The sequence below is a fragment of the Pseudomonas cichorii genome (assembly GCF_015471405.1).
Taxonomy (GTDB): domain Bacteria; phylum Pseudomonadota; class Gammaproteobacteria; order Pseudomonadales; family Pseudomonadaceae; genus Aquipseudomonas; species Aquipseudomonas serbiensis.
In genome coordinates this window covers 194,554-209,373 of sequence record NZ_BLVZ01000004.1, presented here as the reverse complement: position 1 = coordinate 209,373, position 14,820 = coordinate 194,554, and the positions used below count along the sequence as shown (strand labels likewise).

11 protein-coding genes are annotated in these 14,820 nt (G+C 57.7%); 9 read left to right on the top strand and 2 right to left on the bottom strand.

Features of this window, described 5'->3' with window-relative positions; all coding sequences use genetic code 11:
• Positions 1 to 63: 63 nt before the first annotated feature.
• From xerD to JL015_RS07015, 6 genes are all read left to right on the top strand, one after another.
• Positions 64 to 960, top strand: coding sequence for a site-specific tyrosine recombinase XerD (xerD, locus tag JL015_RS07040; RefSeq protein WP_201003687.1), 897 nt, complete (start codon positions 64 to 66; stop codon positions 958 to 960).
• A gap of 133 nt (positions 961 to 1,093) precedes the next feature.
• Positions 1,094 to 1,834 carry a bifunctional protein-disulfide isomerase/oxidoreductase DsbC gene (dsbC, locus tag JL015_RS07035; RefSeq protein ID WP_201017932.1) on the top strand — a complete coding sequence of 247 codons (741 nt, stop codon included), beginning with the start codon at positions 1,094 to 1,096 and terminating at the stop codon, positions 1,832 to 1,834.
• A 139-nt stretch (positions 1,835 to 1,973) separates the two neighbouring features.
• Positions 1,974 to 3,278: a homoserine dehydrogenase gene (locus tag JL015_RS07030; RefSeq protein WP_201017931.1), complete on the top strand. Its 1,305-nt coding sequence runs from the start codon at positions 1,974 to 1,976 to the stop codon at positions 3,276 to 3,278.
• A gap of 120 nt (positions 3,279 to 3,398) precedes the next feature.
• Positions 3,399 to 4,808 (top strand): threonine synthase, encoded by a 1,410-nt coding sequence (gene thrC, locus JL015_RS07025; RefSeq protein WP_201017930.1) that lies wholly within the window; start codon positions 3,399 to 3,401, stop codon positions 4,806 to 4,808.
• A 192-nt stretch (positions 4,809 to 5,000) separates the two neighbouring features.
• Positions 5,001 to 8,543: an ATP-binding protein gene (locus JL015_RS07020; RefSeq protein WP_236250178.1), complete on the top strand. Its 3,543-nt coding sequence runs from the start codon at positions 5,001 to 5,003 to the stop codon at positions 8,541 to 8,543.
• Between the two features lie 89 nt (positions 8,544 to 8,632).
• Positions 8,633 to 9,916 (top strand): EAL domain-containing response regulator, encoded by a 1,284-nt coding sequence (locus JL015_RS07015; protein WP_445177104.1) that lies wholly within the window; start codon positions 8,633 to 8,635, stop codon positions 9,914 to 9,916.
• On the opposite strand, the gene JL015_RS07010 is transcribed toward JL015_RS07015, so the two are convergent.
• Entirely contained in the window at positions 9,889 to 10,551 is a 663-nt protein-coding gene (locus tag JL015_RS07010) for a response regulator (protein ID WP_201017928.1), read from the bottom strand. The genes JL015_RS07015 and JL015_RS07010 overlap by 28 nt on opposite strands.
• Before the next feature lie 283 nt (positions 10,552 to 10,834).
• Here JL015_RS07010 and JL015_RS07005 point away from each other — a divergent pair, with 283 nt between their 5' ends.
• Positions 10,835 to 11,128 (top strand): DUF3509 domain-containing protein, encoded by a 294-nt coding sequence (locus JL015_RS07005; protein WP_201017927.1) that lies wholly within the window; start codon positions 10,835 to 10,837, stop codon positions 11,126 to 11,128.
• Between the two features lie 195 nt (positions 11,129 to 11,323).
• Here the strand turns inward: JL015_RS07005 and JL015_RS07000 are convergent, their stop codons facing one another.
• On the bottom strand, positions 11,324 to 12,160 hold the full coding sequence (locus tag JL015_RS07000; RefSeq protein ID WP_201018090.1) for a TIGR02285 family protein: 837 nt from the start codon (positions 12,158 to 12,160) through the stop codon (positions 11,324 to 11,326).
• Between the two features lie 296 nt (positions 12,161 to 12,456).
• Here JL015_RS07000 and JL015_RS06995 point away from each other — a divergent pair, with 296 nt between their 5' ends.
• Together JL015_RS06995 and recJ are read left to right on the top strand one after the other, a co-directional pair.
• Complete coding sequence (locus JL015_RS06995) at positions 12,457 to 12,999, top strand: YaeQ family protein (RefSeq protein ID WP_201003674.1); 543 nt, start codon at positions 12,457 to 12,459, stop codon at positions 12,997 to 12,999.
• A gap of 60 nt (positions 13,000 to 13,059) precedes the next feature.
• Positions 13,060 to 14,769 carry a single-stranded-DNA-specific exonuclease RecJ gene (gene recJ / locus JL015_RS06990; RefSeq protein WP_201017926.1) on the top strand — a complete coding sequence of 570 codons (1,710 nt, stop codon included), beginning with the start codon at positions 13,060 to 13,062 and terminating at the stop codon, positions 14,767 to 14,769.
• Positions 14,770 to 14,820: the final 51 nt, after the last annotated feature.

The following is a 14,820-nucleotide window of genomic DNA, read 5'->3' as shown; positions in this document are numbered from 1 at the left end:
CTTTTTTGTTGTGTGCTGTTTAATCATGCAACTCATCTGTCGCCATACAGCCTACGAGTGAAAATGCCTGCCATCGACCACCCCCTGATCGACCGTTTTCTGGACGCGCTCTGGCTGGAAAAGGGTTTGTCCGATAACACCCGTGACTCTTATCGCAGTGATCTGGCCTTGTTCAACGGCTGGCTGCAAGAGCGCAATGTGGATTTGATCGATGCCGGGCGCGATGTGATTCTCGATCACCTGTCCTGGCGGATGGATCAGGCCTACAAGCCTCGTTCGACTGCCCGCTTCCTGTCCGGAGCCCGTGGTTTCTATCGTTACCTTCTGCGCGAGCGGCTGATTGCGGTTGATCCGACCTTGCTGATCGATATGCCGCAATTGGGCAAGCCACTGCCCAAATCCCTGTCTGAAGCCGATGTTGAAGCCTTGCTGGCCGCGCCCGACCTGAGCGAGCCGATCGGTGAGCGTGACCGGGCAATGCTGGAAGTGCTTTATGCCTGTGGCCTGCGGGTCAGTGAGTTGATCAGTCTGACGCTGGAGCAGGTCAATTTGCGTCAGGGTGTCCTGCGAATCATGGGCAAGGGTAGCAAGGAGCGGCTGGTACCCATGGGGGAGGAGGCCATTGTCTGGGTCGAGCGTTATATGCGCGGCGCACGTGATGAGCTGCTGGGCGGACGTCCCAGCGATGTCCTGTTTCCCAGCCTGCGTGGTGAGCAAATGACTCGGCAGACCTTCTGGCACCGCATCAAGCATCAGGCCGCTGTCGCCGGCATCGGCAAGTCACTGTCACCCCATACCTTGCGTCATGCTTTTGCCACTCATTTGCTCAATCATGGTGCCGACTTGCGGGTTGTGCAGATGCTGCTTGGCCACAGTGACCTGTCCACGACACAGATTTATACACACGTTGCCCGTGCCCGATTGCAGGATATGCACGCCAGGCACCATCCACGCGGCTGAACCTTGATTTAAGTTGTGTTTGTCCGGGTCGGTGTTACAGGCCTTATGTGATAGGCTTTGCCGGTTTCACAGATTGAAGCTGGCGTCAGTCGTTTTCAGCGCCGCCGGTCTGTCCGCCTTCATAGGAGTTTTCATGCGCTTGCCTCATGTTTTTGCTGCCGCCATTGTTGCCCTGGCCAGCTCTTTCAGTGCGTTTGCCCTGGCTGATGCTGTCCCCGATCAAGCCATCCGCAAGACCCTGGAGTCGCTTCAACTGGAGCTGCCTGTAGAAAGCATCGCAGCCAGCCCGCTCAATGGCCTCTATGAAGTCAAACTCAAGGGCGGTCGTGTTCTTTATGCCAGCGCCGATGGCCAGTTCGTGGTGCAGGGTTATCTGTTCCAGATCCAGAACGGCAAACCGGTCAACCTGACCGAAAAGACCGAGCGTCAGGCGATTTCAAAAACGATCAATGGCATTCCTGCCAGCGAGATGGTGGTTTACCCGGCCATTGGCGAAACCAAATCGCATATCACCGTCTTCACCGACACCACCTGTCCTTATTGCCACAAGCTGCATGAAGAAGTGGCTCAATTGAACAAGATGGGTATCGAAGTTCGTTACCTGGCTTTCCCGCGTCAGGGGCTGGGCTCGCCGGGCGACCAGCAACTGCAGGCGGTATGGTGTTCCAAGGACCGCAAGGAAGCCATGGACCGCATGGTCGATGGCAAGGACATCAAGGCACCGAAGTGCGAGAACCCGGTGACCAGACAGTTTGAAATAGGCCAGTCGATTGGCGTTAACGGTACGCCGGCCATTGTCCTTGCCGATGGCCAACTGATTCCTGGCTATCAGCCGGCTGCCCAGGTTGCCAAGCTGGCGCTGGGTGCCAAATAATCCTGCATCGTCAGGAACGCCTCATGGGCATGGGGTGACGCCTTGCCGTCATCCCGCTAAAAAAATTGGAGTCGCATGGTGACATGCGGCTGTTTTCCACGGCCGACTTCGGGGCGGCCGTTTTTCGGGGAGTTCATCAGTGAAACCGGTCAAAGTAGGCATCTGTGGGCTGGGTACTGTCGGTGGCGGTACCTTTAACGTACTTCAGCGTAACGCCGAGGAGATTGCCCGTCGTGCCGGGCGTGGAATCGAAGTTGCGCAAATTGCGGTTCGTACACCAAACCCCAACTGCCAGATTACCGGTACACCCACCACGAACGACGTGTTCGCGGTGGCGGAAAATCCTGAAATCGATATCGTCGTCGAGCTGATCGGCGGCTACACCGTCGCCCGTGAGCTGGTGCTCAAGGCCATCGAGAACGGCAAGCACGTGGTTACCGCCAACAAGGCGCTGATCGCGGTACACGGCAATGAAATCTTCGCCAAGGCCCGCGAGAAGGGCGTGATCGTGGCTTTCGAGGCCGCCGTCGCAGGCGGTATTCCGGTCATCAAGGCGATTCGTGAAGGCCTGTCGGCAAACCGCATCAACTGGGTTGCCGGGATCATCAACGGTACCGGTAACTTCATCCTCACCGAAATGCGCGAGAAGGGCCGTACTTTCCCGGACGTCCTGGCTGAAGCCCAGGCGCTGGGGTACGCCGAAGCCGATCCGACCTTCGACGTGGAAGGCATCGACGCTGCCCACAAGCTGACGATTCTGGCTTCCATTGCATTCGGTATCCCGTTGCAGTTCGACAAGGCCTACACCGAAGGCATCACCAGACTGACCACTGCCGACGTGAACTACGCCGAAGCCCTGGGCTATCGCATCAAGCACCTGGGCGTTGCGCGCAGCACGGCGCAGGGTATCGAGCTGCGGGTTCACCCGACGCTGATCCCGGCCGACCGCCTGATTGCCAACGTCAATGGCGTGATGAACGCCGTGATGGTCAATGGCGACGCCTCGGGTTCGACCCTGTTCTACGGCGCTGGCGCAGGCATGGAGCCAACGGCTTCTTCCGTGGTTGCCGACCTGGTGGACGTGGTGCGTGCCATGACTTCCGACCCGGAGAATCGCGTACCGCACCTGGCCTTCCAGCCGGATTCGTTGTCCGCTCACCCGATTCTGCCGATCGAAGAGTGCGAGAGTGCCTATTATCTGCGTATCCAGGCCAAGGACCATCCGGGCGTACTGGCTCAGGTTGCAAGCATCCTGTCCGAGCGCGGCATCAACATTGAATCGATCATGCAGAAAGAAGTCGAAGAGCAGGATGGCCTGGTGCCAATGATTCTGCTGACGCACCGCGTACGCGAGCAGCGCATGAACGATGCAATCACAGCGCTGGAAGCCTTGCAGGATGTGGTAGGCCCCGTTGTGCGGATTCGTGTCGAACATCTCAATTAATTGATTAGTTGCAAGCGGCAAGCGGTAAGCGGCAAGCGGCAAGTAGAGGTCAACGTGCCTTTACTTGCAGCTTGAAACTTGCAGCTTGAAGCTTGAAGCTCAAACCAAAGGTTTGAAAAAATGCGCTACATCAGTACCCGCGGCCAGGCGCCAGCGTTGAATTTCGAAGATGTGCTGCTTGCAGGCCTGGCCAGCGATGGTGGCCTGTATGTGCCGGAAAACCTGCCTCGTTTCACTCAGGAAGAAATCGCTTCCTGGGCTGGCCTGCCTTATCACGAGCTGGCTTTCCGGGTGATGCGTCCGTTCGTGGATGGCAGCATCCCGGATGCCGACTTCAAGAAGATCCTCGAAGAAACCTACGGCGTGTTCGCCCACAGCTCGGTTGCCCCGTTGCGCCAGTTGAACGGCAACGAGTGGGTGCTTGAGCTGTTCCATGGCCCGACTCTGGCGTTCAAGGACTTCGCTCTGCAATTGCTCGGTCGTCTGCTCGATTACGTGCTGGCCAAGCGTGGCGAGCGTGTGGTCATCATTGGCGCGACTTCCGGCGATACCGGCTCGGCAGCGATTGAAGGCTGCCGTCGTTGCGACAATGTCGATATTTTCATCCTGCACCCCAACAAGCGTGTTTCGGACGTTCAGCGTCGCCAGATGACCACCATCTTCGGCGATAACATCCATAACATCGCCATCGAAGGCAACTTCGACGATTGCCAGGAGATGGTCAAGGCCAGCTTCGCGGACCAGGGCTTCCTCAAGGGCACACGGCTGGTAGCGGTCAATTCGATCAACTGGGCGCGGATCATGGCCCAGATCGTCTACTACTTCCACGCAGCCCTGCAGTTGGGCGGCCCGGCTCGCTCGGTATCGTTCTCGGTGCCTACCGGCAACTTCGGTGACATCTTCGCCGGTTACCTGGCTCGCAACATGGGGCTGCCGGTCAATCAACTGATCGTGGCCACCAACCGCAACGACATCCTGCACCGCTTCATGAGCGGCAACCAGTACGTCAAGGAAACCCTGCACGCCACGCTGTCGCCTTCGATGGACATCATGGTGTCGTCCAACTTCGAGCGTCTGTTGTTCGATATGCATGGTCGCAGCGGCGCAGCAATCGCCGGCCTGATGGACACCTTCAAGCAGGGTGGCGGTTTCAGCGTCGATGAAGATCGCTGGACCGAAACACGCAAACTGTTCGATTCGCTGGCCGTCAGTGATGAGCAGACCTGCGAAACCATCGCCGAAGTGTTCGCACAGACAGGTGAAGTACTCGATCCGCACACGGCAATCGGGGTCAAGGCCGCGCGTGAGTGCCGTCGCAGCCTGGATACGCCTATGGTGATCCTGGGAACGGCCCATCCGGTCAAATTCCCTGAGGCAGTGGAGAAGGCAGGCGTAGGAAAAGCGCTTGAGCTGCCTGCACATTTGTCTGATTTGTTCGAGCGCGACGAACGCTGCACCGTTTTGCCAAATGACCTCAAAGCCATGCAGGCCTTTGTCAGCCAGCACGGCAACCGCGGAAAACCGTTATAACAGAAGCGTTGTGTAACAACTTAAGGCCCGCCACCCGGCGGGCCTTCTCATTTTCCCGTGCCAAACTTTGGAGGTTTTTGAGTTCCTACGGGTGAGTCAGTGGTTGTGAAACAGGCAAGTATGCAAGGTGTGGTCAGGGCGACCGGCAACCTGATTATCGGGCGTGCATGGCGCACGATTTTGGTCCTGTTGATGCTGTCTTTCGGCCAGTCCGCAAGTGCAGCGCAGGATTTGCCATTTACGCTGAGTGCGCCATTTCTGGCATTGGACGATTTGCCCCTCGATGCGGCGGATCGACAGTGGCTGGAGCAACGCAAGGCTCTACGGGTCGGCATTGCCATTGCCGATTACGAACCTATCGATATCACCAGCGACCGTAATCGTTATCAGGGCATCAGCGCCGATTACCTCAGCCTGATTGGCGACAAGTTGAACATGCCGATCCAGGTGATTGGCTTTGCCGAACGCGATCATGCGATTGCCGCATTGCGTAGCGGCGCCGTCGATATTCTCACCAGTGCCAACGGTTTCGAGCGTGCCGTGAAGGGGTTGGCATTTTCCCATGAGTACATGCCCGATCGTTCGATGGTGGTCGGACGAGGCAGCGACCCGTGGCCGTCGTTGGGGCTGGCAGGCAAGAAAGTCGTATTGCTCGATGGGTATGCGGACTCAAGCACTGTCCATAAAGCCTATCCCGAAAGCGAAATCATTATTGCGCCCAATCTCTACAGTGCTCTGGAGGCCTTGAGCCAGGGAGAAGTTGACGCTTTTATCGGCAATGAAGTGATTGTGCGTTCCTATAACGCCTTGCGGCCTTACCTGGGTTTGCAGATCAAGTTCGAGAGCGCATTGCCGCCCGTGGGCTTTGCGTTTGCCGTGCGTGAGGACGAGCAGCGGCTGTTGACCCTGATCAACCGGGCCTTGAGCAGCCTTGAGCCATCCGTCGCCCGTGAGGTGCTGGGGCGCTGGACACTGGGGCTGGGTGCCGATGTGGTCGGGCAACGGATCACTCTCTCCAGAGCAGAGCGGCTCTGGGTGAGCAAACACCCCAGCGTGACAATCTCCACCACACAGCATCCGCCCTATATCTACAAGGACAATAACGGCCATTGGGTCGGGCTGAATATCGATGTGCTGGCGCGGATTTCCCGCATGACCGGCCTGCAGTTCGTTCACAAGGAAGTACCTTCGACCCAGATGAGCATCGAGGTGCTGAAGGCCGCAGAGGCGGAGATGAATACAACGCTGGCCGAAAACGCCGAGCGCAGGCAGTTTCTGGATTTCACCTATTCGTTTGGCGGTAATAGCTGGGTCTTTGTCGTGCGCTCCGAAAACTCTTCGCACGTTTCCCTGGGCAACCTGTCCGGCCGGGTACTGGCATTGCCTGCAAAGCATGCGCTGGAAGAGGAGATCCGCCGCAACTTTCCCGAGGTCCAGTTGCAACTGGTTTCGACTTATGCCGAAGCACGCAACCTGGTGGAAACCGGGCAGGCGGATGCCACGATCCAGAACGAAGCCGGCGCCTACCTCTTTCCGCCCGGCAATCTGAAAGTGGCGCGCAGTGTCGACGGCAAGTGGTCTCCCGACCAGTTTTCAGTGATCAAGTCGCAACCTGAACTGCTCAGCATCCTGAACAAGGCTCTGGAGGCATTTCCGGTGGCCGAGATGCGCTCCATCCGCATGAAATGGCTGGGTTCGGTATTGCCTCAGCCCTCTCTCTGGAGCCGTATCCCGCAGTGGGTGTTCTGGGTTGTGGTACTGGCATTGTTGCTGGGGCTGGTATCCCTGGGCTGGAGCAGCCGGCTCAAGTCCCAGATTCGCCAGCGGCTCAAGGCCGAAAGGCAACTCAACGACCAGTTGGCTTTCAAGCACGCGCTGTTCGATGGCATTCCCAATCCGATTTACGTCCGCGATCTCAAGGGACGGCTTATTTCCTGTAACCGTAGCTATGAAGAAAGCTTCGGGATCAGCTTTGAGCAAATGAATGGTCGCCGCCTGATCGACGTCGATCTGATCCCGCGCTCCGTGGCCGAACAGATGCATGCCGACTATCTCAAGTTACTGGAGACCAGACGTCCGATATTCGCCGACAGGACCATGGAGCTGTTTGGCAAGCATGTCGATGCCTGGCAATGGACGACGCCTTTCTTTGGTGCCGATGGCCAGTTGCAGGGGCTGTTGGGCGGCTGGATAGATATCACCGAACGCAAGCGGCTGGAGATTCAGCTTGAAGAGGCACTACGGCATGCCGATCAGGCCAGCGAGGCCAAGAGTGCGTTTCTGGCGAGCATGAGTCATGAGATCCGCACGCCGATGGGAGCCATCATCGGCCTGCTGGAGCTGGAATGTGAGCAGGCACTGCGTCGTGGCGAGACACCTTCCCAAGGTTTGCAAGTGGCTCATCAATCGGCAAGGGAGCTTGTCGCTCTGATTGGCGACAGCCTTGATCTGGCCAGAATCGAGGCGGGCGGGATTCAGTTGTCGTTGTCCGCGACTTCGCTCCATCCGTTTTTTGAAGGCATTGTGCAGTTGTTCTCGGCCCAGGCTGAGCAGAAAGGGTTAGAGCTGAGGCTGGATTTTGCAGAGCAGGCCCGTGGTGATTATTGGCTCGACCCGTTACGGCTGCGTCAGGTGCTGCATAACGTGCTGGGCAACGCTCTGAAGTTCACACAACAAGGTTCTGTGGTGATCACTGTCAGTGTGCTTGAGGAGCACAGCGAGTCGCGACGCCTACGGATAATTGTCCAGGACAGCGGAACGGGGATCGATCCCCAGCGTCAGCAGCAGATATTCCAGCCTTTCATTCAGGCCCATGACGATATTGCGGTCCGCTATGGCGGCAGTGGGTTGGGGCTGAGTATTTCCCGGCAGCTTGTAGAGCTGATGAACGGGGAAATCAGCCTGTGCAGTGAACCGGGACATGGCACGCAAGTGACTGTCGATGTGGCGCTCGCCAGAGTGAAACGCCTGACCGTGCAGCAGGATGAAACCCGGATGCAGAGCCGCAATCCGGGTGAGCGCAGTTTGCGTTTGCTGGTGGTGGACGATATGTCGGCCAACCGTCTGGTGTTGACTCAGCAACTGGAGTTTCTCGGCCACCAGGTCGTGCCCGCCGAAGGTGGTGCCCAGGCCCTGGATATGTGGCGCGAGGAGGCGTTCGATGCCGTCATCACAGACTGCAACATGCCAGGGATTACCGGTTACGCACTGACCGAAGCAATCCGCAATATCGAGTCTCAGGAACAGCTCCCGCGTTGTCCGGTCATTGGCTGTACGGCCAATGCCATGACGGATGAGGCCTCGCGATGCGAGCGCATCGGCATGGATGGATTGCTGGTCAAGCCGTTGTCTCTGGAGCGCTTGTCAGAGGAACTGGCCAAAGTCATTCGTGAGCAGACATTCGATATTCGTACCTTGCGGCGCATGACTCAGGCCAACGAGGAACAGATACAGCGCCTGCTGGGAGAGTTGTGGAAAAACCTGCGTCATGAGCGTGAGGTGATGCAGCCAGCGGTCGGAGCCCATGACTGGAAGACTTTAAGTGCCTCCCTGCATCGTTTGAAAGGCGCAGCCTGTCTGGTGGATGCCGTGCCGCTGGCCAAGGCCTGTGCAGCGCTCGACGCCAGCGTGAAGAGCGAATCCGGTGCTGCCTTGAGCGAGCGCTGGCCGGTACTGGATGCTTCCATTGAAAGCCTGCGGGCAGATATTGAATTGCAGTTGGCACAGGTGCCCTGAATTTTAGGACTTGTCTTATGGGGGGCAGCCAACAGGAGATCTAGAGTGCTGTCACTTTCGGCCTGAAGGCTGTGATCTGGAAAATGACCGTGCGCTCTCTCAAAGTTCTGATCCTTGAAGACAATCCTTTTCAATTGATGGCCTTGCACCAGATGCTCAATGCCAATCAGGTATTCGACGTGCTGACCGCAGACAGCGTCGAAGCTGCAAGGCAGTCTTTGCTCAATCGGGGTGAGGTCGATATCGCCATCTGTGATCTGCAGATGGAGGGGCCTGATGGCCTGGAGTTGATTCGTCATCTGGCGCAGAGTGGCCAGGCCAGGGCGCTGATCGTTCTCAGCAAAGTTTCGGAATCGGTGCTTGATGGCGTGGTTCAATTGGCCCGCAGTCAGGGGCTGGAAGTATTGGGGGGTTTGCAGAAACCGGCCTCGGCGGCCCGGCTGTGCGATTTGCTCGAAGCCTATGATCAGTCCGCCTCGATACCCGGCCAGAGCGTGCCGGATACCCAGCCTCAACCTGTCTTTTGTGCCGAGCAATTGCTTGTCCCGGCAGCAGGCCGGGATTGTCCGGATCTGGCAGTGCTGGCTGAGCAGTGGATCACCTGCTTTCAACCCAAGGTCAGCGTCGATGGCGATGTTCTGGGCGTCGAAGCGCTGGTCCGTTGGCAGCATCCATTGCACGGTCTGTTGGCCCCTGGCAGTTTCATGCAGGCGATTGAAAGCGCCGGGCTGCTGGTGCCCTTGACCTGGCACGTGCTTGAGCAGTCTTTGCAATTGTCCGCAGATGTCCGCTGCAAGCAAGGCGAGGCGTTGCCTGTTGCGGTGAACATTGCTCCGCGGGTACTGGAGCAGACGGACTTTGCCACGCGAATCATGGCGCTTCTTGTGCTGTATGAGTTACCGGCAAGCATCCTCACCCTGGAAATTCTCGAACATGACGCCCTGCAACCCGAGGCATGGCAACTGGAGGCGTTGCTGCGCCTGCGCATGCAGGGCTGCACGCTGTCCATCGATGATTTCGGTATGGGAGCCTCTAACATCATGCGGCTTTTGCAGCTCCCGTTCTCTGAGCTGAAGATCCCTGCCGAATTCGTGCGTGGCATGGCGGACGATCCTCGCAAGTCGGCGGTTGTTGCCGGGGTGATGTTCATGGCTCGACGCCTGTCGCTGGATGTCGTGGTGGAAGGGGTGGAAACAATCGATGACTTTCACAGCCTGCTGGTGCTGGAGACTCCGGCCATTCAGGGCTATTTCGTTTCCCGCCCCCTGTGCGTGGCAGATCTGTTGTGCTGGCTCGACGAGCGCAAAAGGTGCAGTCCGAGGCCGGTATCGCGAAAGGTAGCGGGTCAGGAAAGCCCGTGTTCCTGTAGGTAAATGAAAAACGCTGCTTCGTTGCTCAGGCCGAGTTTGCGCATGGCGCTGACTTTTTGTGCGCTGACGGTCTGTTTGCTGCGGCTCAGTTGGGTGGCGATCTCACCGACGGTATTCCCGGCAGCCAGCAGGCGTACGACTTCCAGTTCTCTGGGGCTCAACTGCTCAAGCGGTTTCAGCCTGTCTGCCCCATGATCCTCGGCTTCGAGCAGGATTCTGTGTACCGAGTCGGCCATGAACACTTCCTTGCGCCGGATGCTCCTGATTGCAGCAGGCAACTCGCCCACCACACTGGCCTTGCTCAGCAATCCCTGGACATTGAGCGAAAGCATCGCTCGAAACAGTCCGGCATTGCTCAGGGTTGTCACCACGATAACCGGTAGCTGCGGGAAGTGGCGATGAATGCGCTGCAGCAGACGTAAACCATCGCTTTGCCGTTGCGCCGGCATCATGAAGTCCGTGACCAGCACATCACACTCATGGTTCTTGAGTTCCTGAAACAGTTCGTTCGGGCTACAGGCCTGTGCGACGACACGGGCTGCATTGTCTTGCTCGATCACCACGCGCAGGCCGATCAGAAAGATCGGATGGTCATCCGCCAGGATGATGCGCAGGGGGCGATCAGTGGAAGCGCTCAAGGTATTGCTCCATCGAATGGCAGCTAACGTCATTGCATACGATGTTGCTGTTTGGGTATCACCTTGATCTATAGGAAATTTGTAGGATGTTGGGTGTAGATGGTGGTGAATGTTCCTATAACTAATGAGCGGATCTGATCTCCGGTTTTTTCTTTGTCATATTCGACAGGCATGCTCGGTTATCAGAGCCGTCCAATGAACCTCGCAGGCCAAAGAACTTTCCGCGCTTGCCGATGGTCAGTGATAAGCACCTTTGCATTCAAACTGTTGAGTGGTGATCCAGATGGAAAATATCAGCTTACTGCTAAGCGAAGCGCTGGCTCCTTACCAGGCCAGCCTCAGCCCGGAAGGCGCACGTGGAGAGCGTCTGGTAACACTGAAAGATGCTACTGGTGCCATTGTGATCGAGCGCAGTTTCACTGCCGATCAACTGCGCGATAAACGTCAGCTCACAGATGTCGTGGACGGTTTGCACCGGGATTTGATGGTTGCCGAAGGCCGGATCGAGCCCTGCGTGATCGCTGCGACGCGCCATGCCGCACTGGCCCGTGCGTTCACTGCGCCCGCTTTTGCCTGAGCGAGCCAGGAACCTTATTCCTTGAGAGCGTTCACATAGGTTGTGGCAGGTTCGATCATTGTGCTCCGGTGATCGAAACCTCCCAGGTGTTTGCCCCGGGTAGCTCTCCCCTCTGCCCGGGGTTTCTTTTTTTGAAATGTATCTGCGCATCGGTGATGCTGCGTTGAAAACAGGCTCACCTTCGTCGTACAGCGCTTAGTTAGTCTCAAAAAACGCCTTGGCATCCTCTATGTACTGCGCCCGCAATTCCGGGTCCAGCCAGTTTGCATAGAAATTCAACAGGCTGGTTTCGCGCAGGGTACGCATTTCCCGGTTGATGATTTCCATGGCTTGCCTGCCTTGTGGCGTATCCGAGCAGCCAATGTGGGTGAACTGGTATTTGGGGGTGTCCTTGACAGGCAGGAAGGTCAGTTCCTCGGGCCTTATCCCCTGTAGCAAGGCATGGGCGCGGGCTTCGGGCCAATAGCTGATCAGTGCCTGCAGACGTCCCAATCGCTCCATTTGCAGCAGGCTGCCGACGGCATCGTTGCCATAGTGCTCGCTCAACTCCTGCCTGGGAGTGTGGCTGAGCGCTTCGTCGATCACAGCTCCATAACTGCGCTCTGCAACGACACCCAGCTTGATGGTCTTGCTGGCCATCAGCGCGCGCAGGTCGATATGCCCGTCGGCGATGAACGGGGTGAAGCGCTCAAGGTCATCCTTGCGCACCACCAGCCCATTGCTGAACACGATGTAGGTCGGAATGGAAAAGACGATGGTCCTGGCCCGTGTCGGGGTCCACAGCAAAGTGGGGTCGCAGGTCAGCGAAGTGTCGTTCAGCATCTGTGTGCTGCGGGCCCGATTGACCCGCATCAGCACATGTTCATACTCGGGCATGCGGGCTATCAGCACCGGCATGAATTGATCGATAGCGCCTTGCCCTTGATAAGGGCCGGAAAATATCGTCGCTGGCGGCATGTCGCGCAGAAGCCAGATCAACGTCTCTTTGGCCTGGCTGATGCAAGGTAATCCCGATAGCAGCAGTGCCAGCAGCAACCTGGTCAAATACGATCTTGCAGACGGCGAGGCGAGAGAAGACATTCTCTGGTTTCATCCCGAAAAATAGTATTCAAGTGAATGGACCGTGATTGGATCGTTGCAGTGACGATGGCGTCACAAGTGCTTCAAATCCTGACATCAGGGTCAATATGGTTGCCTTTTTCGCAGTCGTAAATTGCATCAATGTCTGCAATCAAGCCAGTGGATTTTGCTTGCCGGGGCAATGTGGTCGTTCCCCGGCCCGGTATCGGTTAGACTTGCGCCTTTTCCCCGACACTAGAAGCCCGTTCATGGCACAGCCCTCCACGACCTACAAGTTTGAACTGAACCTCACCGATCTTGACCGTGGGGTCTATGAAAGCGTCAAGCAGACCATCGCCCGCCACCCGTCCGAGACTGAAGAGCGCATGACTGTGCGTCTGCTTGCCTATGCCTTCTGGTACAACGAGCAATTATCGTTCGGGCGTGGCCTGTCTGAAGTAGACGAACCAGCCCTTTGGGAAAAAAGTCTCGACGACCGTGTTCTGCACTGGATCGAGGTTGGCCAGCCCGATGCTGATCGCCTGACCTGGTGTTCGCGTCGTACCGAGCGCACCAGCCTGCTGGCCTATGGCAGCCTGCGCGTCTGGGAAGGCAAAGTGGTTCCGGCCGTCAAGAACCTGAAGAACGTCAACATCGCGGCGGTGCCTCAGGACGTTCTGGAAGCGCTGGCCAAGGACATGCCACGGGTCATCAAGTGGGATGTGATGATCAGTGAAGGCACTGTTTTCGTGACCGATGACCGCGGTCAGCACGAAGTACAGTTGCAGTGGCTGGCAGGTGAGCGCGGCTGATAGCCGTGCCTTGACCGACCCGCTCAGATTGTTGAATACACAGAGAATCACCTGAACCGCATGCGCATCGAACCTCGTCTGTTGCCCGACACCCTGCCTTTTCTTGGCGATCTGCCGCCTTTGCTTACCCGGCTGTACGCCTCAAGGGGCGTGATGTCCGAAGCCGAACTGGATAAGGTTCTGAAGCGACTGATTCCGTATCGGCAGCTCAAGGGGATCGATGCGGCCGTAGACCTGCTGGTGACAGCACTCCGTGAGCGCCAGCGCATACTGATCGTCGGAGACTTCGATGCTGACGGCGCGACGGCCAGTACGGTCGGTGTGCTGGGGCTGCGCCTGTTTGGCGCGGCGCATGTGGATTATCTGGTCCCCAACCGCTTCGAGTACGGCTACGGCCTGACCCCTGAAATCGTTGAAGTGGCCTTGCAGCGCAAGCCTCAATTGCTGATCACCGTGGATAACGGCATCTCCAGCGTCGAAGGCGTGGCTGCTGCCAAGGCGGCGGGGCTGCAAGTGCTGGTGACCGATCACCACTTGCCCGGTCACGAATTGCCGAAGGCTGACGCTATCGTCAACCCGAACCAGCCCGGTTGTACCTTCCCGAGCAAGTCTCTGGCGGGCGTGGGGGTGATCTTCTACGTCTTGATGGCCTTGCGCGTGCAGTTGCGTGATATTGGCTGGTTCAATGAGCACGCCGAGCCCAATCTGGCTGAACTGCTGGATCTTGTTGCCTTGGGCAGCGTGGCCGATGTGGTGCCGCTGGACGCCAATAACCGCATTCTGGTGCATCAGGGCCTGCTGCGTATTCGTGCCGGCCGTGCGCGGCCAGGGTTGCGTGCCATCCTCGAAGTCGCTGGTCGCGACGCCTCGCGCATTACCTCTACCGACCTGGGATTTATCCTTGGTCCGCGGCTGAATGCGGCCGGTCGTCTGGACGACATAAGCGTGGGGATCGAGTGCCTGCTCTGTGATGATCCGGTGCTGGCGCGGGAAATGGCCGTGCAACTGGATGAGATGAACCAGGACCGCAAGTCCATCGAACAAGGCATGCAGCGCGAGGCGCTGGCGCTGCTCGAGAACCTGTCGGTCGATTCCATGCCGTTCGGTCTGTGCCTGTTCAAGCCCGACTGGCATCAAGGCGTGATCGGTATTCTCGCTTCGCGCCTGAAAGAGCGTTATCACCGTCCGACCATTGCCTTCGCCAGTGCCGGGGAGGGCGTGCTCAAGGGCTCGGCCCGGTCTGTGCCGGGCTTCCATATCCGCGACGCACTGGATGCGGTTGCCGCCCGTCATCCGCAACTGATCAGCAAGTTTGGCGGGCACGCCATGGCTGCCGGCCTCTCATTGCCCGAAGCGAACTTCCCGATGTTTGCCGAAGCATTCGATCTGGAGGTGCGTCGCCAGCTCAATGAGGAAGATCTCACCGGACGCCTGCTGTCCGATGGTTCGCTGACAGTCGAGGAGTTCAATCTGGGGCTGGCGCGAGAGCTACGCAACGCAGGTCCATGGGGGCAGCACTTCCCCGAGCCTTTGTTTCACGGTGTATTTCGTCTCGTGAATAACTACATCGTCGGCAAGAAACATCTGAAAATGGTGCTTGAAACCGAATGTGGCAGTATCAAGCTTGATGCCATTTCCTTCGGCGTTGACCTCGATATCTGGCCTGTCCAGGAGAAGTGCAAGGTCGAACTGGCCTACCGGCTGGACCTCAACGAATATCGGGGCAACGAGACAGTGCAGTTGATCGTGACTCATATCGCCATTCGTTGAACCAGACTCTCTCCCGGGTTGTCGACTAGGCTCTGTAGACACAAAACAGTC